Origin of the sequence: Spirillospora sp. CA-142024 (assembly GCF_050942325.1) — a bacterium.
In the GTDB taxonomy this organism is placed as follows: domain Bacteria; phylum Actinomycetota; class Actinomycetes; order Streptosporangiales; family Streptosporangiaceae; genus Spirillospora.
This window is the reverse complement of record NZ_CP192077.1, coordinates 8097727-8121173: the sequence shown is the minus strand read 5'-3', so window position 1 is coordinate 8121173 and position 23447 is coordinate 8097727. Positions and strand designations below refer to the sequence as shown.

The window sequence follows — 23447 nt, the reverse complement described above, 5'->3', positions numbered from 1 at the left end:
GCAGGGTGGGGAGGGATCAATGCCGTGAGTAGGAAAGAATGGATGATGTGACCCGAATCGTGATCATCGGAGGAGGCCCGGGCGGGTACGAGGCCGCGCTCGTCGCGGCGCAGCTCGGCGCCGACGTGACCGTCGTGGAACGGGACGGTCCGGGCGGCGCCTGCGTGCTCACCGACTGCGTGCCCTCCAAGACGCTCATCGCCACCTCGACCCGGATGGCGGTCATGTCGGAGTCGTCCGGGCTCGGGCTCCGCTTCAACGGGGGTCCGGACGGGATCGTCGGCGCCCTTGAGGCGGACATGGCCGAAGTCAACAAGCGGGTGAAGGACCTCGCACGGGCCCAGTCGTTCGACGTCGCCGAACGGCTCGCCTACGAGGAAGTCAAGATCGTCCGCGGTGAGGCGCGGCTGGTGGAGCCGCATGTCGTCGCGGTCGGCGACCGGCGCATCCGCGCCGACGTCGTGCTCATCGCCACCGGCGCGACGCCGCGGGTGCTGCCCGGCGCGGAGCCGGACGGCGAGCGCATCCTGAACTGGCGCCAGCTGTACGACCTGCCCGAGCTTCCCGAGGACCTGATCGTGGTCGGGTCCGGTGTGACGGGCGCCGAGCTCGCAGGGGCCTACCTGTCGCTCGGTTCGAACGTGACGCTGGTGTCGTCGCGGGACCGGATCCTGCCGACGGAGGACGCCGACGCCGCGGCCGTCCTCCAGGAGGTGTTCCTGCGGCGCGGGATGAAGGTCATGTCTCGGTCCAGGGCCGCGGGGGTGGAGCGGTCCGGGAACGGCGTGATCGTCACGCTGGAGGACGGGACGAAGGTCGAGGGCTCGCACTGCCTCATGACCGTCGGGATGGTGCCGAACACCACCGGCATCGGCTTGGAGGACGTCGGCGTGCGGTGCGACGCGCGCGGCTTCGTGGAGGTCGACAAGGTGTCGCGGACGTCGGTCCCGCACATCTACGCCTCCGGCGACTGCACGGGTGTGCTCATGCTCGCGTCCGTCGCCGGCATGCAGGGGCGCATCGCGATGTGGCACGCGCTCGGCGAGGCCGTCCAGCCGCTCAAGCTGGGCTGGGTCGCGTCCAACATCTTCACCGATCCCGAGGTCGCGTCCGTCGGCGTGACGCAGCACATGGTCGACTCCGGGGACGTCAACGCCCGTACGGTCATGCTGCCGCTGTTCACCAACGCGCGCGCGAAGATGCAGGGCTTCGAGGACGGCTTCGTGAAGCTGTTCTGCCGCCCCTCCACGGGGATCGTGCTCGGCGGCGTCATCGTGGCGCCGAGGGCGAGCGAGCTGATCCTGGGCGTGTCGATCGCCGTCCAGCAGCACCTCACCGTCGACCAGCTGGCGCACACCTTCGCGGTCTACCCGTCGCTGTCGGGCAGCATCACCGAGGCGTCCCGCAGGCTGATGGCCGAGCACGCCTACTAAGAAGTCCTCACGACGCAGACCACGCGGCAGACCTCGCCCAGGGAGACCCGAGGTAGACGCGTCCGCCTGCCCCGACGCTGATCCGCCGAGCGCAGACGCAAAGGCGCTCACCTCCAGGGCCTGCACCTGGGCGGGCAGCGCTGCTACCCAGCCGACCAGCGCGCAGCAGCTCGGCATGCGCGGGCGCCCTCGACCAGAACTTTGGTTACACAATGAAGTTTCTTCGCTTCATAGTGTGACTGATAGTGAGGAGGGGCAGAACCGCAACAGGAGGTCGGCGCATGACGAAAGACCAAAGAACCACGCTGGAGGGTGGCAGCCTCCTTGGGCGCGCCATCACCTCTGGTGGCGTAGGCCGAGGAGTGACCGCTCGCAAGCCGGTCATTGCGGCCATCGCGCTCGCCGCGACGGCGGCGACGCTGCTGACCGGCGCGGCGCGGGCGTCCGCCGAGCCCGCCACGGTCGGGCACACGCCGGGCTCGGCAGCGGGCAACCCGCAGATCGATTGCCGGGGCTGGCTCAGACCCCATCCGCACATCGTGACGGACGCCAAGCCGATCTACCAGCTGGCCGGTGGCTCATGGACCGGCGAAGTCCACGTCACCCTGTGGCGGGGCCTGACCAGCACCGGGCCGCACTACTGGGCCACCCTGACCGGCAAGACCCGGCCAGGTGACGCGGTGTGGATGGACGTGAACGTCAAGAACGGTGGTGGCTGGCACCAGTGCGGCCCCTTCGGGGTCGGCTCGCACGACCAGACAATCTCCTCCCCCATGGGACACGACCTGCACTTCCACGCTTTCCGCGCTTGCGGCCGCCACAACAACGACAGCGGCTGCACCAGCGACTACTACCCCGGCATCAGCAGACGCTAGGCCGACGCCGCACGGCTGGAACGTGAAGGTCCCGGGATCCCACCGTCAAGAGCGATCCCGGGACCTCCCTTTTCGTCGCGGCCCACCAGCGATGGGGCAGCCCGTCATTCCTCACTGGCGGTCTTCCATGCGGCCACGGCCACGCCGTAACAGACAGCGCCTGCTGCCGCGGGCCCACGCCTACCGCTCGGGCGGGCGCAGGCCGTGCCGGTGCAGGCGGGAGCGGCGCAGGTCGTCCGAGCTGATCGCGACGGTGAGGGTGCTGGCGGCCAGCGCCAGCAGCGGCACCGCCGCCCGCACCCACGCGGGGCCGGGCAGCAGGGCCAGCAGCAGGCAGATCGGCACCATCACGTACAGGTGGCGCAGCAGGATCCGGCCCCGCCAGCCGGCGTCGGTCAGGTCGTGCCGCACCCAGTCGAGGTTGCCGGGCGGCAGCCGGAACCCGAGCGCGTACCGGATCCGCCCGAACGGGCCTGGATCGCCTGGGAGCCGGGTCATGAGGACGCTCCTCAGAAGCCGCCGAAGTCGCCGCCCCCGCCGCCGCCCCCGAAGTCGCCGCCGCCGAAGTCCCAGCCGCCGCCGATGTCGCCGTCGCCGCCGCCGAACCCGTCGCCGTAGCCCGCGCCGCCCCAGCCGAAGCCGCCGCCCAGCGACGAACCGAGCAGAGTGCCGATCATCAGGCCGCTGAGCAGGTCCACCCCGCCGTAGCCGTAGTAGTAGCCGCCGGCGTAGGGCGCGTACGCGGGACCGGCGTTCCAGTACGGCTGCCGCCCGCCGCCGTACGGGACCATCCGGATGTCGGGGTCGCCCCCGTGCAGGACGGCCTCCGCGTCGGCCGCGCAGGCCGGGACCGAGCGGGCGACGCCGCCGGGCGGCGCCCAGGTGACGTCCTGGACGGACGGCCCGTGCTGCGGGTTGAAGAAGCAGGGCGCGCGCCGCTCGGGCACGGGCTCGCCGGCCAGCCGGGCCCGCGTCGCGGTCATGTAGTAGCGGCCGTCCTCCAGCGCGGTCGTGACCTCCTGCATGTCCTGCGGCCGGGTGGCGCGGTCGGTCGCCTCCTTGGCCTTGTCGTAGGAGTTCATGGCGCGTTCGTAGTCGCCGCGGGTGTCGGGATCGAGGTCCTTGTCCATGACGTTCAGGTCGAGGCGGGCGATGTCCTCGCCGAGGGCGGTCACGTCCTCTTCCACGCCTTCCTTGAGGTCGGCCATCTGCTGGGCCTCACGTTCCCGGCGCCGCTTCCGGACGTTGACGAGGACGACCGCGACCCCCGCGACCACCAGCACGGCCAGGCCGAGCACGACGTATCCGACCGTCGCGTTGGACTTGGAGTCGGCGTCGACCTTGTTCTCGGCGAGGTTCCCGAACTTGATCAGGCGGTTCTTCAGGGAGTCGCCCTCGGTGCGGGTGACGAACTGGTTGATCTCCGCGCGGTCCAGCTTCTTGGAGATCGCGCCCATCCTGCTGCCGTCGGCGGTGATGGCGACGTAGGTCTGGCCCTTGCCGACGCGCTCCGCTACGGCCGGCAGGAGTTGCTGGACCTCACCGCTCGTCACGTTGTCCCGCACGACGACGGCGCGGATGTCGGCGTCGTTGTCGCCGCCCAGGGACGTCTCGATCTCGTTCCGGTCGGCCTGGGACAGCACGTTGCCCGCCCCGCTCGTCACGTACAGGCGCGAGTCGATGAGGCCCTTGGCGATCTGCCCGACGGTGTCGTCGGCAGCCGCCCGCGGACCGACCGCCTGCGCCATCGTGACCTGTGCCGTGGCGGCCGTGGCCTGCACCGGTGCGGCGTTCGCGGGGGAGGCGAGGGCGAACGCCGGCAGGGCGACGGCGGCGACGACCGCCGACACGGCGCCCCGGCGTGCCGCCCGGACGGCCCGGTTCTCGGTGCTCACGCCTGTTGCCTGTGGGGGGACCGCCCCCGATGGCCCCCGCTTCGCTCCGCTCATGCCTCCAGTCTGCCCACGTGAACGGGGCGATGCGTCGTCCGCGCGGCGAATTCGCCCCGAAGCGGGATTCCCCGGAAGAGCGGACCGGTCAGGAGTCCTTGATCTCGCAGATGACGGCGCCCGCCGAGACGGTCTGGCCGACCTCGGCGGCCAGGCCGGTGAGCGTCCCGGCCTTGTGCGCGGTGAGCGGCTGCTCCATCTTCATGGCCTCCAGGACGACGATGGTGTCGCCGGCCGCCACGGTCGCGCCGTCCTCGACCACGATCTTGACGATCGTGCCCTGCATCGGGCTGACCAGGGAGTCGCCGGACGCCTGCGCGCCGCCGCCCTTCTTGCCGCCGCGCCGCCTGCCCGGCACGGCCCTGCCCGCGGCCTGGCCGCCGGCACCGGCCGACGCGGCGCCGAGCCCGGCGGGCAGGACGACCTCGATGCGCCGGCCGCCCACCTCCACGGTGACGCGCTCGCGCTCGGCGGTCTCCTCCTCGTCGCCGGCCGCGGGCGTCTCGTACGGCCCGATCCGGTTGTCGAACTCCGTCTCGATCCACCGGGTGTGGACGCCGAACGGCGTCTCGTCGTCCGCCGGGACGAACGCGGGATCGTCCAGCACCGCCCGGTGGAACGGCAGGACGGTCGGCATGCCCTCGATGACGAACTCGGCGAGGGCGCGCCGGGACCGCTCGACGGCCTGCCGCCGCGTCGCACCCGTCACGATCAGCTTGGCGATGAGCGAGTCGAACGCCTGCGGGACGGTCTGCCCGGCGCCGTAGCCCGCGTCCAGCCGGACGCCGGGGCCGGTCGGGGGCTCCCATGCGGTCAGCGTGCCGACGGCGGGCAGGAACCCGCGCCCGGCGTCCTCGGCGTTCAGCCGGAACTCGATCGAGTGGCCGCGCAGCTCCGGGTCGCCGTAGCCGAGCTCCTCGCCGTCGGCGATGCGGAACATCTCCCGGACGAGGTCGACCCCGGCGACCTCCTCGGTGACCGGGTGCTCGACCTGGAGCCGCGTGTTCACCTCAAGGAAGGAGATCGTGCCGTCCTGGCCGACGAGGAACTCGCACGTCCCGGCGCCGGTGTAGCCGGCCTCCTTCAGGATGGCCTTGGACGACCTGTACAGCAGTTCGAGCTGCTCGTCCGACAGGTACGGCGCCGGCGCCTCCTCGACGAGCTTCTGGTGCCGCCGCTGGAGGGAGCAGTCGCGGGTGGACACCACGACCACGTTGCCGTGCTTGTCGGCGAGGCACTGGGTCTCGACGTGCCGGGGCTTGTCGAGGTACCGCTCGACGAAGCACTCGCCGCGCCCGAACGCGCCCACGGCCTCGCGGACGGCGGACTCGTACAGCTCGGCGACCTCGTCCAGCGCGCGGGCGACCTTCAGGCCGCGCCCGCCGCCGCCGAACGCCGCCTTGATCGCGATGGGCAGGCCGTGCTCCTCGGCGAACGCGACGACCTCGTCCGCGCCGGAGACCGGGTCCTTGGTGCCGGCGACCAGGGGTGCGCCGACCTTCTGCGCGATGTGCCGGGCCTGCACCTTGTCGCCGAGCGCGGTGATCGCGGCGGGCGGCGGGCCGATCCAGGTCAGCCCGGCGTTCTGCACGGCCGCGGCGAAGTCGGCGTTCTCCGCGAGGAACCCGTATCCGGGGTGGACGGCGTCCGCGCCGGACTCGGCGGCGATCTTCAGCAGCTTCTCGATGTCCAGGTAGCTCTCCGCGGCCGTCCGCCCGCCCAGGGCGAACGCCTCGTCGGCGACCCGAACGTGCAGCGCCTCCAGATCGGGCTCGGCGTACACCGCCACACTGGCCAGTCCCGCGTCGCGGCAGGCACGGGCGATACGGACCGCGATCTCGCCGCGGTTGGCGATCAGGACTTTGCGCACGTGGGTCTCCTCCTCGAACCTCGCAGGCAGTCTAGATAACCGCCCTCGCAGGGTTTCGTAAGGGCCTCCTTATAGGGGGATCCGGTCCCGGGCAGCGGGACGTGTCCCGGGGCCGCGGGCCATCGCGCGGAAGCGGGTCCGCGGACACTCCGACAGGTGTACTCTCGGCTCGGATCTTGCTCGCCCACGATCAGCGGGAGCGGCCGATGGTTCGCCCGTGGCCCCGGGTCGGCCTGGCGGTCGTCCTGGCCGCCTGCCTGCTGGCGCCCTCGTCCACCGTGCGGCGGGACGACCCCGTCGTGGAGGACTACGTCACCGAGCAGCTCACCGTTGCCGCGAACACGTACCTGCAGCGCCGCTCCCAGGCTCTCGTGCAGAAGCACGACCGCGACCCGAGGGCCACCCCCACGGAGGTCCAGGGCGTGCGGATCTCACCGAGGCTCGTGCGGTCCCAGGAACGGGCCGTCCGCGAACTGGAGACCCGCAACCGCGCTCCGGTGGCGGGCGGCCCCGCCTACACCGGCGCCCGCACCCGCCTGGACGACGGGCACGCCGTCCGGAGCGGGGACCGCATCATGCTGGAGGCGGTGGAGCACACCGAGATGCGCTACGGCAGCGGCAAGGTCACCCAGTCGGTGCGGCGCCGGTTCGACTTCCGGGCGCGGGGCGAACAGCTGATCATGGTCGGCGAGCGCGTCCTGGACCCCGGCGCGCACCCGGTGAACGACCCGGTCGACGACGGCCGCTGACCGCCCGCGCTTTCCTTCGCATTGGCGGGCCGAGCCCGCTCTGATAATTCTTTGACGGCCAGTAATTATGTTGGTCACAATCCGTGCGCCACCGCCCGGATGGCCACATCCGGACAGGCCGGGATGGTCGGAATGTGGCCGTTTCGGGGGCCGGTTCGTGGTGTGCCGCTGGCCCGATGTGATCGGTAAGGCGTAAGCTGACGCCATTCCCGCGGTGGTATCCGAAAACGTCCCAGCGGGCAGCGACGAAAGGGCCGGAGCGATGGGCGGAAAGCGCGGCGCCGGCATCGAGGACGCCATCCGCTGACACCGCCCCCACGAGCCGCGGGTCCCGGCCCATCCCCCCGAGGCCGGGACCCGCATCCATGTCCGGCGGGCCCGGTCAGTCCGCGGACGCCGGCGGAAGGGCCACCTGGATCCGGGTGGTGACGCCGCCGGCGACGAAGAGGCCGCGGCCGGTGGGGCCGCCCAGCGGCGCGTCGCCGGGCAGGCGGAGGCCGAACAGCTCACCGTCGTCCGGGGAGTCGACCGACAGCAGGACGCCGGAGCGGGAGCGGCGGACGCCGGAGAGGAAACCCCGTCCACCGCGCCCCAGATCGCCGGTCGTGCCGCCGACGACGACCGCGTGCTCGCCTTCACGGGCGGTGCGGAGAACATCGAGGAGCGCGTCGTCCAGGCCGGTCCCGTCGAGGAGCTCGGCGTCGTCCACCACGACGGCGTAGCGGTGCTCGTCGCCGACGGCCCGTTCGAGGTCGCCCGCGTCGGAACCGGACGTGAGCACACCGAGGACACCCGGCCGGCCCGACAGCAGGCGCAGCGGCGAGCGGCGCGGCGTGACCAGCACGACCGGCACCAGGCCGCCGCCCACCGCCGGATCGAGCAGCGAGTGGACGATCGTCCGCAGCGTCGTGGAACGCCCGGACCGGGGCGGGCCGGCGACGGCGAACCCCGGACCCTCGTTCAGCAGGTCGACGCCGACCGGGGCGAGCATGTCCCCGCCGACGCCGACGAGGGCCCACAGGGCCGACGGGGCGAGGAAGTCGGGATCGAGCGACATCGCCTCCCGGTAGGTGACCCGGACCGGCAGCTCGTCCACCCGCAGCGGGCGCCGGCGGCGCGGCAGCCGGCCGTAGCGGGACACGCACGTCCGGGCGATCTCCTGCAGGACGGCGACCTGGGAGCCGGCGGACGGATCGTCTCCCAGCAGGGCGATCTGCGACTCGCGCGGCGGCGCGCCGGGCGCGGTGGATTCGAGCGCCCGCCCGGGCGGCATCGCGGCGGGGATCTGCGTGTCGTGGAGGCCGCCGTGGCCGTGGTCGTCCGGGCCGCCCATGCGGAGGACGAGGCGCCGGTCGAAGACGGTGGAGATCTGCCCGCCGAGGCCGGAGCGGTCGCCGGTGAACACCGCGCGGAGGCCGGCGGCGGCGCCCTGGCGCAGCAGCCGGACGGCCTGGTCGACGAGCCGGCCGTGGTCGTGGTGCTCGAACGCGCCGAGGAAGCCGTCCCAGCCGTCGAGGAGGAGCACCATCCAGGGGAGGCGGTCGGTGGCGGCGACGGCGGCGCGCTGCTCGGCGAGGGACGCGAACCCGGCCTCGGCGAGCAGCCGCCGCCGGCGTGCGACCTCGGCGGTGAGGGCGGTGAGGAGCCGCTCGCAGCGGTCGGCCTGGTCGCGGGTCACCACGGCGCCGCAGTGCGGCAGGGAGATCAGCGGGACCAGCGCGTTCGCGCCGCAGTCGATCGCGTACAGGTGCGCGTCGTAGGGGGAGCAGGCGCCCGCGAGGGACCCGGCGATGGTGCGCAGCGCGGTGGAGCGGCCCGACCGGGCGGACCCGGCGAGATACAGGTGCCCGCCGGACGCGAGGTCGAGCGTCAGCTCCTCGCGGCCCTGGACGGCGGGCAGATCGGTGACGCCGAACGGGATCGGCGGGACGTCGACGACGGAGCCCCCCGCGGCGGTACGGGGTGCCAGCGCGAGCCGCTCCGGCAGCGGGTTCAGCCAGGGCGACGGCTGCCGGGCGACGCCGGCGCGGCGGGCTGCCTCGTCGATCGCCTGGACCAGGACGCCCAGGTCGGTGGCCGGCGCCTCGTCGTCGGCGGGCTCGCGGGGGCCGGGCAGCGGGTGGCCGAGCCCCTGCCAGGGCATGGGGTGGACGGTCGGCCCGCCGGAGGCGGCGCCGGTCCCGGGCCGGCGGCCGGCGACGCGCGCGGTCTGGACGGCATGCGGTGACGACGTGCCGGAGCGGATGTGGCAGCGTCCAGGCGTCGCCTTGGAGATCCGGGCGGCCTCGGGAGAGTCCAGGACGACGGTGGATTCGTCCGGGTCGGCGACGCGCAGCGCGACGCGCAGGTCGCTGCCGGCGCGGACGCCGGCGGTCAGGTCCTCGGCGGGTCGCCGCGTGGCGAGGATCAGGTGGACGCCGAGGGACCGGCCCCGGCGGCCGATGTCGATCAGCCCCGCGACGAAGCCTGGCAGTTCGGTGACCATGGCGGCGAACTCGTCGATGACCAGCACGAGACGCGGGACGGGCGGCAACCCCGGCTCGGTGGGACGCAGGCCGTTGTAAGCGTCGATGTCCTTGGCGCCCGCGTCGAGGAGAACCTCCTCGCGGCGGCGGAGTTCGGCGGCGAGCGACTCCAAGGCGCGTTCGGTCGCGTGACCGTCCAGGTGGGTCACCATGCCGACCGTGTGGGGGATGTGCGCACACTCCTTGAACGCGGTGCCGCCCTTGTGGTCGATGAGGAGGAACGTCATCTCGTCCGGCCGGTTCGCCACGGCGAGGGACGCGATGAGCGTCCGCAGAAGCTCCGACTTGCCCGCGCCCGCGGCACCCGCGACGAGAGCGTGGGGCCCGTCCGTGCGCAGGTCGATCTCGTAGAGGCCGCCCGAATCCAGCCCGATGGGCACACGGGTGGCACGCCCGCCCGTCCGGCTCCACGACCGGAGGACGTGCTCGGCGGTGGGCTCCGGCATGTCGAGGAGGTCGAGAAGCCGCACCTCGGCGGGAATCGGGTCTGCGGCGTCCTCGCGGGACACGTCCCGGACGGGGGCCAGCGCCCGCGCCACCCGGTCGGACCAGGTCACGGACACCTGGTCGGCCAGCACAGGACCGATGGCGTCCAGCCCCTGGCCTTGAAGCCGGATCATCGAAGGTTTCCGCGCGTCCCATGTGGCGACCGCGGCGCACTCTTCGGGGAGCAGGTGCTCCTCGTCTTCGATGCAAATGGCGTAGAGGCCGTATTCGGCGCCTCGCGAAAGGAGCATCGGCATCCCCGGGATGCGACGCAATGCGCGCGCGCCGTCCAGCACGATGAGGACGTTGTAAGGGACGGACTCGGCGCTTTCCGCCGCGCGCCGCCGCTCCGTCACGCGGATCGCCAGTTCGGTGACGCGGTGCGCCGCCGATTCGGGGTCGGTGCCGACGAGCGCCACGCAGTCCTCGCCCTCGCGCGGCGCGCAGTGCGGCAGCCAGCGCACCCAGTTCCACTCGTCCCCGGCGTGCCGGTCGGCGGACAGGACGACGATGGCCAGATCGCGCGGGCTGTGCAGGGCGGCGGCCTGCGCGACCATCCAGCGGGCCAGTGCCCGGGACGCGTGCCGCGGCCCGGCCAGCCCGACGACGCCCGGCTCCGCCAGCGGCAGCGCCACCGGAACCCGCCGCGCCACCGGGACCTCGATCGGGGTGTCGCCCATCAGCTCGATTCGGGCGGGCAGGTCGGCGAGGCCGAGCCGCAGGTGCAGGACGTCCGGGTCGTCGCGGCGACGTTCCCACAGGCGGCGCCGCGGGCCGGTCGCGGTCAGCAGCACCTCGGCGGGGTCGGGATGCAGGGCGCGGCGCTCGGCCTCGTCCTCGCGCTGGAGCCGCTCCAGCTCGCCGCCGAACTCGCCGGCCTCCCGGTGGTACTCCTTCAGCGCCTTCTTGTACGACGTGCGGCCGTGCGCGCCGAACAGGCGGAGCCGCGGATTCGGTTCCGGACGTTCCGGGATGGTCAGCGTCCGCCGGCGCTCCGCCGGTCTCGGCCGGGGCGGACGGTCGAACGCCAGCCCGCCCTCCGGCAGCGGCTCGAGGTGGGTGTCGGGGGCCGAGCTCTGTGCGAGGGTCAGCACACTGGATCCGACCGAGAGCATCGCGCCCATCGGCCATGTGGTCTTCGCGCCGAGCGGTGTCCCGTCCAGTGCCGCGGCGCCCTGCATCGTCATCGCGGACGCCTCGACCTGGACGGCGTCGCGCCCGACCGTGATCCGCAGCGACCGGGCCGGGACGGATGGATCGTCCAGCACCACGTCCACGTCGCCGCCGGACCCGATCGTGCTGACGCCGAGGCCGAGCCGGTGCACCGATCCGGCCGCCGGACCCCCGGCGACGCGCACCTCGACCAGCCCGGTCGGCTCGGCGAGCACGGTGGCGGCGGCGCCGCTCCGCTCGACGGCCACGACGGCGCCGTCCCGCAGTTCCTTCACGGCGAGGGCCTGCGGGTCCAGCATCCGGCCGTCCACCCAGAGGGCCCTGTGCGCGCCGCCCCGGGAGCGCAGGGCGCTGCCGGAGTAGCGCGGCGCCGGGAGGAGGGGGCGGCCGTCCAGGATGGCGGCGAGCGACCGGGCGACCCCGTCCACGGTGACCTCGGAGTCGGCGTTCAGCACGACGTCGCGGGGACCTTCGCCGGTCAGCGCCGTGAACGAGATCCGCATCCGCTCAGCTTAGTTACCCGCGCCCTGCGCCACCCGGGATGCCGCGACGACGGTCTGGAGAGCGTCGTCCATCGGCGTCGGAGCCATCCCGAAGGTGGACTGGAAGGCGGAGGAGTCCAGGACGTACGGGCTGTCGAACTGGTACCTGGTCTCGCGCAGCGCCTTGGCCATCGGAGAGAACAGCCCCGCCGCGGTGAAGACGGCGCGGGGCACCTCGAAGATGCGCGGCGCCGGCGCCCCGGCGATCCGGCACAGCCGCTCGCCGACCTCCCGCGTGGACACGGCCGGCCCGGTCGGGACGTGCCAGGGCCGCCCCCACGCGCGCTCGTCCGTCCCGGCGATGGCGAGGGCCTCCGCGGCGTCCGGCAGGTACGTCCAGGAGTGCGGGATGGACGGGTCGCTGAAGTACGGGACGCGCTTGCCCGCCAGCAGCGGCCGCACGAACCGCGTCTCCCCGACGTACGCCTGGTCGGTGCTCCCGGGGCCGTAGTAGTCGGAGCCCCGCAGCTCGGTGGTCCTGATGCGCCCCGCCTTGTGCGCGGCGAGGGCGTCCTCCCACATCTTCGCCCGGACGCGTCCCTTGACGCCGGTCGCGGCGAGCGGCAGGTCCTCGGTCATCGGCCCGTCGACGGGACCGTACCCGTAGAGGTTGCCCAGGATCACCAGCACCGCGCCGGTCTCCTCGGCGGCGCCCAGGAAGGACGCCGCCATCGGCGGCCAGTCCTGCACCCAGCGGTGGTAGCGCGGGTTCACGCAGTTGTAGAGGGCGTCGGCGCCCTTGGTGATCTGCGTGATCCGCGCCTGGTCGGTGACGTCGGCCGCGATGCGCTCGGCGCCCTCCGGCCCCGACCCCGACCGGGTCACGACGACGACCTCGTGCCCCTGCGCGGTCAGCCGCTCGGCGAGATGCGCCCCGACCTGGCCGGCTCCGACGATCACGTGCTTGCCCATGTTTCTCTCCTCGGTCGCGATTCTCGTTGCCTCAGTGCTCTGTTTCGAGAGCAATGCTCTCCTTTGAGAGCGTCAATGTCAAGAGCAGTGCTCTCGATTCAGTGCGTCGCTCTGCTAGAATCCGGGCATGAGCGCTGGTCGTACGGCACGGGAGCGGGTCCGGGCGGAACTGACCCGGGAGATCACCGAGATCGCGAGGCGGCAGCTGGCCACCGAGGGCGCGGCGGGACTGTCGCTGCGCGCGGTCGCCCGCGAGATGGGCATGGTCTCGTCGGCGATCTACCGCTACTTCCCCAGCCGCGACGACCTCCTCACCGCGCTGATCATCGACGGCTACAACGCGGTCGGCGAAGCGGTCGAGCGCGCCGACGCCAAGGCAGGGAACGACGACCACGCCGGGAGATGGCTCGCCGTGTGCGGCGCCGTCCGCGCCTGGGCGCTCGCGCATCCGCACGAGTACGCCCTGCTGTACGGGACGCCCGTCCCCGGCTACGAGGCGCCGCAGGACACCGTCCCCGCCGCCTTGCGCGACAGGATCGTCCTCGCGCGGATCGTCGCCGAGGCGCACGCGGCCGGGGCGCTCGACCCGGCGGGACCGTGCCCGCCGACGCCGCCCTCGATCGCCGGCGACATGGCCCGCGCCCGCGCCCTGCTCCCCATGGACGCCCCGGACGACGTCATAGCGAGGGCCTTCACCGCCTGGGCCGCTTTGTACGGGACGGTCAGCTTCGAATTGTTCGGGCAATTCGACAACGTGATCGAGGAGCGGGACGCTTACTTCGACCACACCATGATCCTCCTCGGCCGCCTCGTCGGCCTGTAGCCCCGCCCGGGCGGCGTCCGGAACCGTCCACGATAGGGTCAGTGACGCATGTGACTGGTGGTAAGTAGTCATGTGGCCGATGAATTCGCAGGTCATCGTGGTGTGCCGGGATATGGGGCGGCTTCACTCCACCGAATCCATTGACGTGGCCTCACCGCCCCCGCAAGCATGGATCGCTCGGTGACGTGGAAGATCCCGCGCGGCGGGGTCCGCGGGAGGGCGGGAAGGAGCGCGTGGGCAGCGCGATGAAGTCCAACCAGTCGACCATCCCGGGGGGTGGCGCGGCGGGCTCGTCCGGCGGGACGGCGGGGCTCGGCCGGTCCGGGCTCGGCACCTCCGGGGGGCAGCGGCTCCCGGCGTCCCCCCGCGAGCGGAAGCCGGCGCTCGCCGCCCTGGCGGTGCTGCTGATCCTCGGCGGCGCCCTCGCCAGCGCCTATCTCGTGATGGCGAGCGGCGAACGGGTGTCGGCGATCCGGATCGCGCAGCCGGTCGCGGCCGGGCAGCGGATCCCGCCGGGCGCCCTCGAAGAGGTCCAGGTCGGCGACACCGGGATCCAGTACCTCAGCTGGTCGGAGCGGGAGAAGGTGACCCGGCACTTCGCGGCCGTCCCGCTGGTGAAGGGCGCGCTGCTGACCAACGGCATGATCAGCCCGCTGGACACCCCCGCGAAGGGGCGCCTCGTCGTCGGGCTGGCGCTCAAACCGGGCCAGCTGCCGGCCGGCGGGCTCAGCGGCGGCAAGCACGTCACGCTGTTCGCGGTCGGCGGCACGACGGACGGCGGGCCGCGCGCCGGAACCGTCCTCGCGCAGGACGCGATCGTGCTGAACGTCGGCACCGGGGACGCCGGCGGCCCGACCAGGCTCCGGTCCGAGCTGACCAACGTGGACGTCGCCGTCCTCCCGGCGGACGCGGCGCAGGTGACCCAGGCGGCCTCCGCCGGAACGGTCGCGCTCGCGCTCATCCCGGACGGGACGAAGGTCTCCGTGCCGGCCGCGACCCCGCAGAAGCCGGCCAAGCAGAACGGCGGCACCGGCGGCGTCGAGCCCGTCCCGAGCAGCGGCCAGGGCACGGGCGGCACCGGCACACCGGGCCCAGGTACGGGCGGTAACTGACGGTGGCACTCATCGCGCTCGCGGCCGACAAGGGGGCGCCGGGCGTCACGACCGCGGCGGTCGCGCTCGGCGCCGTGTGGCCGCGCCCCGTGCTGGTCGCGGAGTGCGACCAGGGGGGCGGCGACCTCGTGTACCGGCTGCCCGCCGCGGCCCCCGCGGACGGCGACGCGGACGGCGGGATGCTCAACCCGTCCCGCGGGCTGCTCAGCCTCGCCGCGACCGCCCGCCGCGGGCTGCGCCCCGACCAGATCGCCGAGCACTGCCAGCGGCTCGTCGGCGGCCTCGACGTGCTCGTCGGCCTCACCAACGCCGAGCAGGCGCAGGCGATGACGTGGCTGTGGGGGCCGCTCGGCCGGGCGTTCGCCGGCCTCGCCCCCGTGGACGTGATCGCCGACTGCGGGCGGCTCGGCGCGGGCAGCCCGCTGATCGAGCTGATGCGCGAGGCCGACATGGTCGTGCTGCTCACCCGCGCCACCCTGGAACAGGTCGCCCACCTGCGTGAACGCGTCGCCGCGCTGACGTCGGAGCTGCGCGGCGGCCCGCCCGTCGGGGTGCTCGTGCTCGCCGACCCGCGCGACTACCGCGGCTCGATCGCCGAGGTCGACCGGATCCTCGCGGGCGTGCGCAACCGGGCCCTGGACACCGCGCAGGGGCCCCCGCCGCCGGACGTGACCGTCCTCGGCGGGCTGGCCCTCGACCCGAAGGGCGCCGACCTGCTGTCCGGAAGCTGGGGCGGGCGGCTGGACCGCTCGCTGCTCATCCGGTCGGCGCGGGAGGTCGCGGGCGAGCTCGCCGGACGCCTTCCCGGGGTGCCCGCCGGGCAGCGGGACGTCCCGCCGCCGGCACCGCCCGCCGAGGCGCCCCCGCCGTCCGCGCCGCCGTCCACAACGGCGTCCGCACCGCCCGGTGCCCGGCCGCCGCACGTCCCGGCCGGCGGCGGAACCGAGGAGGGGAGGCGCTAGATGGACCACGGCCTCGTCAAACGCCTCCGCCAGGAGGTCGGCGACCGGCTGGCGCAGCAGCGCCGGCTCGACGCCGCGAACGGGCTGGCGCAGATGTCCGGTGAGGACGAGCGGCAGTTCGCCCGCGCGCTCATCGGCCAGGTGCTGGAGGAGTTCGCGCGCGGCGAGATCACCTCCGGGCGCCGTCCGCCGAACGCCGAAGAGGAGGAGGCGCTCGCCGCCGGGGTGCACGCGGCGCTGTTCGGCGTCGGCCGGCTCCAGCCGCTGCTCGAAGACCCCGAGATCGAGAACATCGACATCAACGGCTGCGACCGCGTGTTCATCGGCTACGCCGACGGCCGCGAGGTGATGGGCGAGCCGGTCGCCGAGAGCGACGAGGAACTGGTCGAGCTGATCCAGATCCTCGCCGCCTACAGCGGGCTGTCGTCGCGGCCGTTCGACACCGCGAACCCGCAGCTCGACCTGCGGCTCCCGGACGGCTCGCGGCTGTCGGCCGTGATGGACGTGACCGTCCGGCCCGCCCTGTCGATCCGGCGCGCCCGCCTCGGCAAGGTGTTCCTCGCCGACCTGGTCGGCAACGGCACCTTCACGCAGGAGATCGGCCACTTCTTCCGCGCCGCCGTGCTCGCCCGCAAGAACATCATGCTCGCGGGCGCGACGAACGCGGGGAAGACGACGCTGCTGCGCGCGGTCGCGAACGAGATCCCGCCGCACGAGCGGCTCATCACCGTCGAGCGGGCCCTCGAACTCGGCCTGGACGCCTTCCCCGAGCTGCACCCGAACTGCGTCGCGTTCGAGCAGCGGCTGCCGAACTCCGAGGGGCAGGGCGCGATCTCGATGGCGGAACTGGTCCGCCGGTCGCTGCGCATGAACCCGTCCCGCGTGATCGTCGGCGAGGTCCTCGGCGACGAGATCGTCACGATGCTGAACGCGATGACGCAGGGCAACGACGGCTCGCTGTCCACGATCCACGCGAACTCGTCGGTGGAGGTGTTCAACCGCGTCGCGACCTACGCGATCCAGTCGGAGGAGCGGCTGCCCGTCGAGGCGACCCACATGCTCATCGCGGGCGCGATCGACTTCGTCGTGTTCATCGAGAAGCGCAACGACTACGCCTCCGGAGGGCGGCTGCGCCGCTTCGTGTCCAGCGTCCGGGAGGTCACCGGCGTGGACGGCCGGGTCCTGTCGTCGGAGGTGTTCGCGCTCGGGCACGCCGGCTACGCGGTGCCCTCGGCGCCGATCGCGTGCGTCGCCGACCTCGCGGAGCACGGTTACGACCCGTCCGCCGGAGGTGCCTGGTGACCGGAGGGAGGGGATGATGTACACGCCGGACATGCTCCTCGCGGTCCTCATGGGCGCGGTCACGGGCGGCGGGTTCCTGCTGCTGGCCGTCGCACTGCGCGGGCTGCCGCCGCGCGCGAAGCCCGCCCGGGGCCGCAGCCGCGAGGACCTGGTCCGCACCCTCACCACCCGCACCGCCGTGGCCGTCATCGTCGGTGTTCTCGTGCTGATCGTGACGCGCTGGCCGATCGCCGCCGCCGGGACGGGCGCGCTCGTCCTCGCCTGGAACGGGCTCGCCGGCGGCGCCGCCGAGGAACGCCGGGGCATGGCGCGCCTGGAGGCCCTCGCCGGCTGGACGGAGTCGCTGCGCGACACCATCGCCGGCGCCGTCGGCCTCGAACAGGCCATCCCCGCCTCGCAGCGCGCCGCCGCGCCCGCGCTGCAGCAGCCACTGCGGGGCCTCGTCGACCGGCTGCACACCCGCGTCCCGATGCCGGAGGCGCTGCGCCGGTTCGCCGACGACATCGACGACCCGTCCGCCGACCTGGTGATCGCCGCGCTGATCCTCAACGCCAAGCTCCGCGGCCCCGGCCTGCGCGACATGCTCGGCGCGCTCGCGAACTCCGCCCGCGCCGAACTGGACATGCGGCGCCGCGTGGAGGCCGACCGGCGCGCCACCCGGCGCAGCGTCCGGATCGTCGTCGCCGTCTCCGTCGGGACGGCCCTGGCCCTCGCCGTGTTCAACCACTCCTACGTCGAGCCGTACGACGACGTCCTCGGGCAGCTCGTCCTGTGCGTCGTCGTGGCGCTCTACGGGGCCGCGTTCCTGTGGCTGCGCCGGCTCTCGCGGTACGAGCTGCCGGGACGGTTCCTCAGCGAGCCGCGCAAGGCCGTCCAGCCCGGCGTGCCCGGCGAGGTGCCGAGCACGGTCGCCGGCTGGCAGGGCAAGGGCGCCGCCGACCAGGGCAAGGGCACGCAGGAACTGCCGCTGCGCGGCCGCCGCACCATGGACGCGGGAGGGGGGAGCACGCCGTGAACGGTGCGATGATCGCGGGCGCGGTCGTCGGCCTCGGCCTGTACGTGCTCGTCCGGGCGCTGTTCCCGCCGCGTCCCGGTCTCGCCGCGCGGATGGCCGCGCTCGACGCCGCCCGCCGCCGCGACCTGGAGGAACAGCAGGCCGGGCGGATGTCCCCGACGCTGGAGCGGGTCGGCGGGATGCGCGCCCGGGTCGGGCGGGAGCTGGCGCGGTTCTACGAGTCGCGCGGCTGGCGGCTGCGGTCGGTCCGCGCCGACCTCGCGATCACCGAGCGGTCGCTGGAGGCGTTCCTCGCGACGAAGTTCCTGCTGCCCGCCGCCGCGCTGCTGTTCATCCCGCTGATCGTCGCTTACTTCACGCTGCTCGGGCTCGGCTCGTCCGTCGCCGTCCCGGCGTGGATCTGCGTGCTGTTCGCCGCGCTGTTCTTCTTCTTCCCCGACATGCAGCTCCGGCAGGAGGCGCAGTCCCGGCGGCAGGACTTCCGGCACGTCGTCGGCGCGTTCCTCGACCTCGTCTCGATGAACCTCGCCGGCGGACGCGGCGTCCCCGAGGCGCTCATGACCGCCTCGAACGTCGGCGAGGGGTGGGCCATGCACCGCATCCAGGACGCCCTGGCCAACGCGCGCATCACCGGGCAGACGCCCTGGCAGGCCCTCGGCCGGCTCGGCGAGGAGCTCGACATCGCCGAGCTGCGCGACCTCGCCGGGGCGCTCGCGCTCGTCTCCGACGACGGCGCGCAGATCCGCAAGTCGCTCGCCGCCCGCGCCGCGTCGATGCGCAGCCGCGAGCTGTCGGAGCTGGAGGGCAAGGCCGGTGAGCGCTCCCAGTCGATGCTCATCGCGCAGCTGTTCCTGTGCGCCGGCTTCCTGATCTTCCTCGCCTACCCGGCGCTCATGCGGGTGCTCGCCTCATGACGTCCCGTACCCGCCCGTTCGCCCCCCTGGAGGTCTCACGATGAATCCGCTCAATCCCCTGAACGACCCGGCGATCGTCTACCTGCGCGCCATGGTCGGCGCCCGGCTGGCACGGCTGCGGTCCGACGAGGAGCGCAGCCGGGGCGCGTCCGCGATCGAGTGGGCGATCATCACCGCGATCCTCGCGCTGATCGCGATCACGATCGGCGCGGTGATCCAGAAGAAGATCCAGGACAAGGCCAACAGCATCAACACGGGCTGACCGCCATGCGGTCCAGCGAACCCGGCATCCGGTGGGGTCGCCGGGAGGAACGCGCCGATGCCGGAGCCTCGTCGATGGAGTGGGCGCTGCTCACCCCGGTCCTCATCCTGGTGATGCTCGTCGTCGTGCAGTTCGCCATGGTGTTCCACGCCCGGCACGTCGCGCTCGCCGCGGCGCAGTCGGGCGCCCGCGTCGCGCGCACCTCCCCGGTCGGCGGCGGCTGGCAGGGCGCAGCGACCGCGAAGGCGGCCGGGAGCGTCCGCGAGATCGGGCCGGACCTGCTGAGCGGGCTCCAGGTCACGGCGGGGGAGGACGACGACGAACGCTGGGTCGAGGTCAGTGGGGAGGCGGTCCAGGTCGTCCCGTTCATGACGTTCCACGTGTCGCAGCGCTCGCAGGGGCCGATCGAGTGCTTCCGCCCCGACGTGGGGGCGGGAACGTCCTGCCAGCGGGGGGCCGGCCAATGAAGGTCCGTGGCGTCGTGCCCGTCGCCGAGCGCGGTTCGATGTCCCTGGAGATGGTGCTCGTCACGCCGATCTTCATCGCGTTCCTGCTGTTCCTCGCCGGCGCGGGACGGATGGTGGACGCCAAGAGCCAGGTGGACGGTGCCGCGCGGGACGCCGCACGGGCCGCGTCCATCGCGCGCAGCGCCGGCTCCGCGCAGAGCCTCGCCGCCGACACCGCCTCCGCCGGCCTGCGGGGGACCGACTGGTGCTCGGGCGGCCCCAGCGTGCAGACCGACGTGTCCGACTGGGGGCCGGGCGGACGCGTCGGTGTGACCATCACCTGCGACGTCGACCTCGGTGACCTCGCGTTCATCGGGCTGCCGGGCAGCAAACGGCTCCAGGGCCACGCGATCGCCCCCGTCGACACCTTCAGCTACCGCGGGACCGACGACGTGCCGGGAGACGAGCCATGACGGCCGGACGGGACCGCGCCACGGCGGGCGAGCGGGACCGCGGCACGATCGCGATGTACACGGTGCTGTTCACGCCGGTCGTCCTCCTGCTCGCCGGGCTGCTCGTGGACGGCGGCCTCGCCATCCACGCGCGGCAGCGCGCCGCGGACATGGCCGAGCAGGCGGCCCGGGCGGGGGCCGACCAGATCGACACCGACGAACTGCGCGAGACGGGCCGGCCCGTCATCGATCCGGGCCGGGCCCGTGCGGCGGCGTGCGACCTGCTCGCGTCCTACGGCGACCAGGTCACCTCGTCCCAGTGCGACGCCGACGAGCAGGAGGTCGCCGTCACCGTGCAGATCAGCGTGCGGCCGCAGCTTCTCGGGATCATCCCCGGCTTCGGCGAGTTCCATCTGACCTCCAGCGCGACCGCCCGTCCCGTCACGGGAGGCCCGGGGGGAGACAACCCGTGAGGTTCCGCGAGAACGGATCTACGATGAGGACGACGTCCGGGGACCGGCGAACGGCAGGGGCGCGATGGTGACGCGGCAGGGGCAGAGGTCGCCCGTCCGGGTGAACGGGCATCGCAGTGCGGGCGACGTGCTGGCGGGGATCGGCGCGCTCATCGCGCTCGCCGCGCTGATGGCCGGCGTCCCGTTCGCGCTGCTCACGATCTTCGGTTCACCGCTGCCGGACCATCTGCCCTCGGCGTCCGACCTCACCCACCGGGTGGGGCCCGGCTCGCTGATCGCGATCCTCGTCGCGCTGGTGTGGCTCGCCTGGCTCCAGCTCGCCGTGTGCGTGGTCGTCGAGGTGTACGCGGGGATCCGCGGCGTCGGCGTGCCCGCGCGGGTGCCGCTCGCGGGCGGGACGCAGTCGCTCGTGCACCGGCTCGTCGTGGCGGCGATGCTGCTGTTCACCGCGACCACCGCGATCATGCCGGCGTTCTCCGGCGGCGGGCTGTCGCAGCGCCCGGCGGCCGTGCAGCTGCAGCCGCAGTCGCAGGAGTTCCAGCGGCTCCCGGACGCGCCGGAGGGTCCCGCCGCCGAGCCGGTCGCCGTGGAGCTCAGCGCGAACACGGTCGAGAAGGCGGCCACCACCAAGATCTACCGGGTGCATCCGCCGGAGGGCCGGCACCACGAGAGCCTGTGGGAGATCGCCGAGAAGTGCCTGGGCGAGGGGCGCCGCTACAAGGAGATCTACTCCCTCAACAAGGGGCACATCCAGCCGGACGGGACGCGGCTCACGATCGCGAGCCTGATCCGTCCCGGCTGGATCCTGGAGATGCCGGCGGACGCCAAGGGCGCGCAGGTCGTCCCCGTGAAGGACCTCGACGAATACTTCCGGTACGGGCACGCCGTCCCGGAGAAGCCCGCCAAGCCGGAGAAGCCGCAGCGGCCCGCCCCGCCGGAGGCCCAGCCGCCCGCGTCGCAGCCCCCTGCGTCACAGGCCCCGCCCGCCACCCCCAAGCCGTCCGCGTCGCAGCCGCCTGCCTCCCAGCCGCCTGCCTCCCAGCCGCCCGCATCACAGCCTCCGGCATCGCGGCCTCCGGCGTCTCAGGCTCCGCCCGCGGCGTCCCCGGCGCCCGCACCGCGGCAGAGCGAGCCGCAGAAGTCCGAGCCGCAGAAGTCCGAGCCGCAGAAGTCCGAGCCCGCGCACCCGCCGGCGCACGGCGGGCCGTCCGGCGAGATGGGCGGCGACGCCGGCAGCGGCGGCGCCGAGGTCCCCGGCAAGGGCGCGCAGCACGAGGAGACCGGCGGCACGCTGGACATCGGCTGGCCGCACGGCCTCGCGGCCGCGTCGCTGCTCGCCGCCGGGCTGCTCGGCGTGCTCGGCCGGCGGCGCCGCGCCCAGATGTGGCGGCGCGCGTTCGGCAACATGATCGTCCGGCCGCGGGGGGAGGCCGCCGAGGCGGAGCGGGCGCTGCGGGTCGGCGCCGACGATGACGCGGTGAAGCTGCTCGACCTCGGGCTGCGGCACATGTCGAAGTCCATGGCGGCGGGCGGCCGGGCCATGCCGACCGTCTACGGTGTGCACCTCGGACGCGGCTCCCTCGACCTGTGGATCGCGCCCGCCGACCGGAACCCGCCCGCCCCCTGGCAGGCGTTCGACGACGGCCAGGTGTGGCGGCTGCACGGCGACGCGCTCCCCGGCCTGGAGGCGTCCGACCTCGGGGACGTCCTCGCCCCCTACCCGGGCCTCGTGTCGATCGGCACCAACGACAACGGCCGCATCCTCGTCGACCTGGAGGCGGCGCACGGACTGATCGAGCTGCGCGGACCCGAGGACACCCGCCGGGCCGTGCTGTCCGCGGTCGCGCTGGAGCTGGCCACCAACCGCTGGTCGGACCACATGCGGATCACGCTCGTCGGGTTCGACGGGGAGCTGGGCGAGGGCCTCGCGGAGATCGCCCCGGACCGCGTCCGGTCCGTCCCGACGCTCGCCGACGCGCTGCCCGAGCTGGAGGGACGCAGCGAGGAGGTGCGGCAGGCGCTCGCCGCGTCCGGCGTCGACTCCGTGCTCACCGGACGCTGCCGCGGCGTGTTCGGCGAGGCGTGGATGCCGCACTACCTGATCATGGCGGACCGGCCCGCCGAGGCGGAGGCGGACCGGCTCGTCGCGCTCGCCCGCACCGGCACCCGGATGGCCGCCGGCTACCTCGTCCCCGGCGACGTGCAGGGCGCCACCTGGACGTGGGACGTCGACGACGCCGCGCGCCTCCAGGCCGGGGTGCTCGGCTTCGACGTCGACGCGCAGCTCGTCCAAGACGACGACTATCGGGGCGTGTTCGAGCTGTTCCGGACGGCCGGCCGGGTCGAGTCCGTCGAACTCCCCGGCCTCACCGGCGGCGCGGAACCGCCCGGCGCGGAGGAGTCGTCGGTGGACGTCCGGCTGCTCGGCCCGATCGAGGTCGACGCGCCCGGGCCGATGGACGAGAGCCGCCGGGAACTGTGCACCGAGGTGCTGGTGTACCTCGCCGCGCATCCGGAGGGCGTCCACCCGACGGTGCTGTCCGGCGCGATCTGGCCGCGCGGGGTGAGCGCCGGGGTCCGCGACGCGTGCGTGGCCCGCGTGTCGGACTGGCTCGGCCGGGACGCGCGGGGCCGTCCCAACCTGTACTACGACGATCGCGGCCGGATCCGGCTCGGCTCCGAGGTGCGCGTCGACCTGAACGTGTTCCGCTGGCTGGTGTGGCGGTCGGCGGCCGAGCCCGGGTCCGAGACCGCCTATATGGCGTACGCGCTGGACCTCGTCCGCGGCCCGCTCCTCGCCGACCGGCCGCGCGGCCGGTACGCCTGGCTCGCCGACCACGACCTGGAGTACGAGGCGCCCGCGCGGGTCATCGACGTCGCGCACCGCCTCGTCGTGCTGCGGCTGGAGGAGGCCGACGCCCGCGGCGCGGTGAGCGCGGCCCGCGCCGGGCTGCGGCTCGCGGCCGAGGACGAGGGCCTCTGGCGCGACCTGCTCCGCGCGACCCACGCGTCCGGCGACGTCGCGCAGGTACAGGTGGTCGTGGACGAGTTGCGCGCCCGCGTCGGACGGGACCCGCTGTTCGACCGCCTCCAGCCCGAGACCGAGGCGCTGGTCGAGGAACTGCTCCCCGACTGGCACCGCGTCGGCTCGCACTAGCGGTCATCGCCGGCG

At 73.7% G+C, this 23447-nt stretch carries 19 protein-coding genes; 14 read left to right on the top strand and 5 right to left on the bottom strand.

What is annotated here, in order from left to right:
- The first annotated feature begins 47 nt into the window (after positions 1-47).
- Both ACQPZP_RS38310 and ACQPZP_RS38305 read left to right on the top strand, forming a co-directional pair.
- Positions 48-1433 carry an NAD(P)H-quinone dehydrogenase gene (locus tag ACQPZP_RS38310; RefSeq protein WP_433464550.1) on the top strand — a complete coding sequence of 462 codons (1386 nt, stop codon included), beginning with the start codon at positions 48-50 and terminating at the stop codon, positions 1431-1433.
- Between the two features lie 362 nt (positions 1434-1795).
- Positions 1796-2308, top strand: coding sequence for a hypothetical protein (locus ACQPZP_RS38305; RefSeq protein WP_433474542.1), 513 nt, complete (start codon positions 1796-1798; stop codon positions 2306-2308).
- 180 nt (positions 2309-2488) lie between these two features.
- Here the strand turns inward: ACQPZP_RS38305 and ACQPZP_RS38300 are convergent, their stop codons facing one another.
- The 3 genes from ACQPZP_RS38300 to ACQPZP_RS38290 form a co-directional block, all read right to left on the bottom strand.
- Positions 2489-2806: a DUF5313 family protein gene (locus ACQPZP_RS38300; protein ID WP_433474541.1), complete on the bottom strand. Its 318-nt coding sequence runs from the start codon at positions 2804-2806 to the stop codon at positions 2489-2491.
- An 11-nt stretch (positions 2807-2817) separates the two neighbouring features.
- Positions 2818-4203 carry a hypothetical protein gene (locus ACQPZP_RS38295; protein WP_433474540.1) on the bottom strand — a complete coding sequence of 462 codons (1386 nt, stop codon included), beginning with the start codon at positions 4201-4203 and terminating at the stop codon, positions 2818-2820.
- A gap of 142 nt (positions 4204-4345) precedes the next feature.
- Positions 4346-6127 carry an acetyl/propionyl/methylcrotonyl-CoA carboxylase subunit alpha gene (locus ACQPZP_RS38290; RefSeq protein ID WP_433474539.1) on the bottom strand — a complete coding sequence of 594 codons (1782 nt, stop codon included), beginning with the start codon at positions 6125-6127 and terminating at the stop codon, positions 4346-4348.
- 206 nt (positions 6128-6333) lie between these two features.
- Here ACQPZP_RS38290 and ACQPZP_RS38285 point away from each other — a divergent pair, with 206 nt between their 5' ends.
- Positions 6334-6876: a hypothetical protein gene (locus ACQPZP_RS38285; RefSeq protein WP_433474538.1), complete on the top strand. Its 543-nt coding sequence runs from the start codon at positions 6334-6336 to the stop codon at positions 6874-6876.
- Between the two features lie 382 nt (positions 6877-7258).
- Here the strand turns inward: ACQPZP_RS38285 and ACQPZP_RS38280 are convergent, their stop codons facing one another.
- Both ACQPZP_RS38280 and ACQPZP_RS38275 read right to left on the bottom strand, forming a co-directional pair.
- Positions 7259-11563: an FtsK/SpoIIIE domain-containing protein gene (locus tag ACQPZP_RS38280; protein WP_433474537.1), complete on the bottom strand. Its 4305-nt coding sequence runs from the start codon at positions 11561-11563 to the stop codon at positions 7259-7261.
- Between the two features lie 9 nt (positions 11564-11572).
- Positions 11573-12514 (bottom strand): NAD-dependent epimerase/dehydratase family protein, encoded by a 942-nt coding sequence (locus tag ACQPZP_RS38275; protein WP_433474536.1) that lies wholly within the window; start codon positions 12512-12514, stop codon positions 11573-11575.
- 127 nt (positions 12515-12641) lie between these two features.
- Here ACQPZP_RS38275 and ACQPZP_RS38270 point away from each other — a divergent pair, with 127 nt between their 5' ends.
- The 11 genes from ACQPZP_RS38270 (at position 12642) to ACQPZP_RS38220 (ending at position 23432) form a co-directional block, all read left to right on the top strand.
- Complete coding sequence (locus tag ACQPZP_RS38270; protein WP_433474535.1) at positions 12642-13337, top strand: TetR/AcrR family transcriptional regulator; 696 nt, start codon at positions 12642-12644, stop codon at positions 13335-13337.
- A 233-nt stretch (positions 13338-13570) separates the two neighbouring features.
- Positions 13571-14449: a hypothetical protein gene (locus tag ACQPZP_RS38265; RefSeq protein WP_433474534.1), complete on the top strand. Its 879-nt coding sequence runs from the start codon at positions 13571-13573 to the stop codon at positions 14447-14449.
- 2 nt (positions 14450-14451) lie between these two features.
- Positions 14452-15411, top strand: a complete 960-nt coding sequence (locus tag ACQPZP_RS38260; protein ID WP_433474533.1) for a hypothetical protein — start codon at positions 14452-14454, stop codon at positions 15409-15411.
- The gene (locus ACQPZP_RS38255) at positions 15412-16713 is read left to right on the top strand and encodes a CpaF family protein (RefSeq protein WP_433474532.1); all 1302 of its coding nucleotides are present in this window, start codon (positions 15412-15414) and stop codon (positions 16711-16713) included.
- A 13-nt stretch (positions 16714-16726) separates the two neighbouring features.
- Positions 16727-17728 (top strand): type II secretion system F family protein, encoded by a 1002-nt coding sequence (locus ACQPZP_RS38250; RefSeq protein ID WP_433474531.1) that lies wholly within the window; start codon positions 16727-16729, stop codon positions 17726-17728.
- Positions 17725-18642 carry a type II secretion system F family protein gene (locus tag ACQPZP_RS38245; protein WP_433464538.1) on the top strand — a complete coding sequence of 306 codons (918 nt, stop codon included), beginning with the start codon at positions 17725-17727 and terminating at the stop codon, positions 18640-18642. The genes ACQPZP_RS38250 and ACQPZP_RS38245 overlap by 4 nt, the downstream gene beginning before the upstream one ends.
- A gap of 40 nt (positions 18643-18682) precedes the next feature.
- Positions 18683-18904 carry a Flp family type IVb pilin gene (locus ACQPZP_RS38240; protein ID WP_433464537.1) on the top strand — a complete coding sequence of 74 codons (222 nt, stop codon included), beginning with the start codon at positions 18683-18685 and terminating at the stop codon, positions 18902-18904.
- 5 nt (positions 18905-18909) lie between these two features.
- Positions 18910-19371: a TadE/TadG family type IV pilus assembly protein gene (locus ACQPZP_RS38235; RefSeq protein ID WP_433474530.1), complete on the top strand. Its 462-nt coding sequence runs from the start codon at positions 18910-18912 to the stop codon at positions 19369-19371.
- Positions 19368-19823, top strand: a complete 456-nt coding sequence (locus tag ACQPZP_RS38230; RefSeq protein WP_433474529.1) for a TadE family protein — start codon at positions 19368-19370, stop codon at positions 19821-19823. The genes ACQPZP_RS38235 and ACQPZP_RS38230 overlap by 4 nt, the downstream gene beginning before the upstream one ends.
- Positions 19820-20275 carry a pilus assembly protein TadG-related protein gene (locus ACQPZP_RS38225; RefSeq protein ID WP_433474528.1) on the top strand — a complete coding sequence of 152 codons (456 nt, stop codon included), beginning with the start codon at positions 19820-19822 and terminating at the stop codon, positions 20273-20275. Before ACQPZP_RS38230 ends, ACQPZP_RS38225 begins: the two co-directional genes overlap by 4 nt.
- Positions 20276-20339: 64 nt before the next feature.
- Positions 20340-23432: a hypothetical protein gene (locus tag ACQPZP_RS38220; protein WP_433474527.1), complete on the top strand. Its 3093-nt coding sequence runs from the start codon at positions 20340-20342 to the stop codon at positions 23430-23432.
- Positions 23433-23447: the final 15 nt, after the last annotated feature.

Coding starts and splice junctions, on each gene's coding strand:
- ACQPZP_RS38300 (WP_433474541.1), bottom strand. CDS start 2,806: ATGACCCGGCTCCCAGGCGATCCAGGCCCGTTCGGGCGGATCCGGTAC.
- ACQPZP_RS38285 (WP_433474538.1), top strand. CDS start 6,334: ATGGTTCGCCCGTGGCCCCGGGTCGGCCTGGCGGTCGTCCTGGCCGCC.
- ACQPZP_RS38280 (WP_433474537.1), bottom strand. CDS start 11,563: ATGCGGATCTCGTTCACGGCGCTGACCGGCGAAGGTCCCCGCGACGTC.
- ACQPZP_RS38275 (WP_433474536.1), bottom strand. CDS start 12,514: ATGGGCAAGCACGTGATCGTCGGAGCCGGCCAGGTCGGGGCGCATCTC.
- ACQPZP_RS38270 (WP_433474535.1), top strand. CDS start 12,642: ATGAGCGCTGGTCGTACGGCACGGGAGCGGGTCCGGGCGGAACTGACC.
- ACQPZP_RS38255 (WP_433474532.1), top strand. CDS start 15,412: ATGGACCACGGCCTCGTCAAACGCCTCCGCCAGGAGGTCGGCGACCGG.
- ACQPZP_RS38250 (WP_433474531.1), top strand. CDS start 16,727: ATGATGTACACGCCGGACATGCTCCTCGCGGTCCTCATGGGCGCGGTC.
- ACQPZP_RS38240 (WP_433464537.1), top strand. CDS start 18,683: ATGAATCCGCTCAATCCCCTGAACGACCCGGCGATCGTCTACCTGCGC.
- ACQPZP_RS38235 (WP_433474530.1), top strand. CDS start 18,910: ATGCGGTCCAGCGAACCCGGCATCCGGTGGGGTCGCCGGGAGGAACGC.
- ACQPZP_RS38230 (WP_433474529.1), top strand. CDS start 19,368: ATGAAGGTCCGTGGCGTCGTGCCCGTCGCCGAGCGCGGTTCGATGTCC.
- ACQPZP_RS38225 (WP_433474528.1), top strand. CDS start 19,820: ATGACGGCCGGACGGGACCGCGCCACGGCGGGCGAGCGGGACCGCGGC.
- ACQPZP_RS38220 (WP_433474527.1), top strand. CDS start 20,340: ATGGTGACGCGGCAGGGGCAGAGGTCGCCCGTCCGGGTGAACGGGCAT.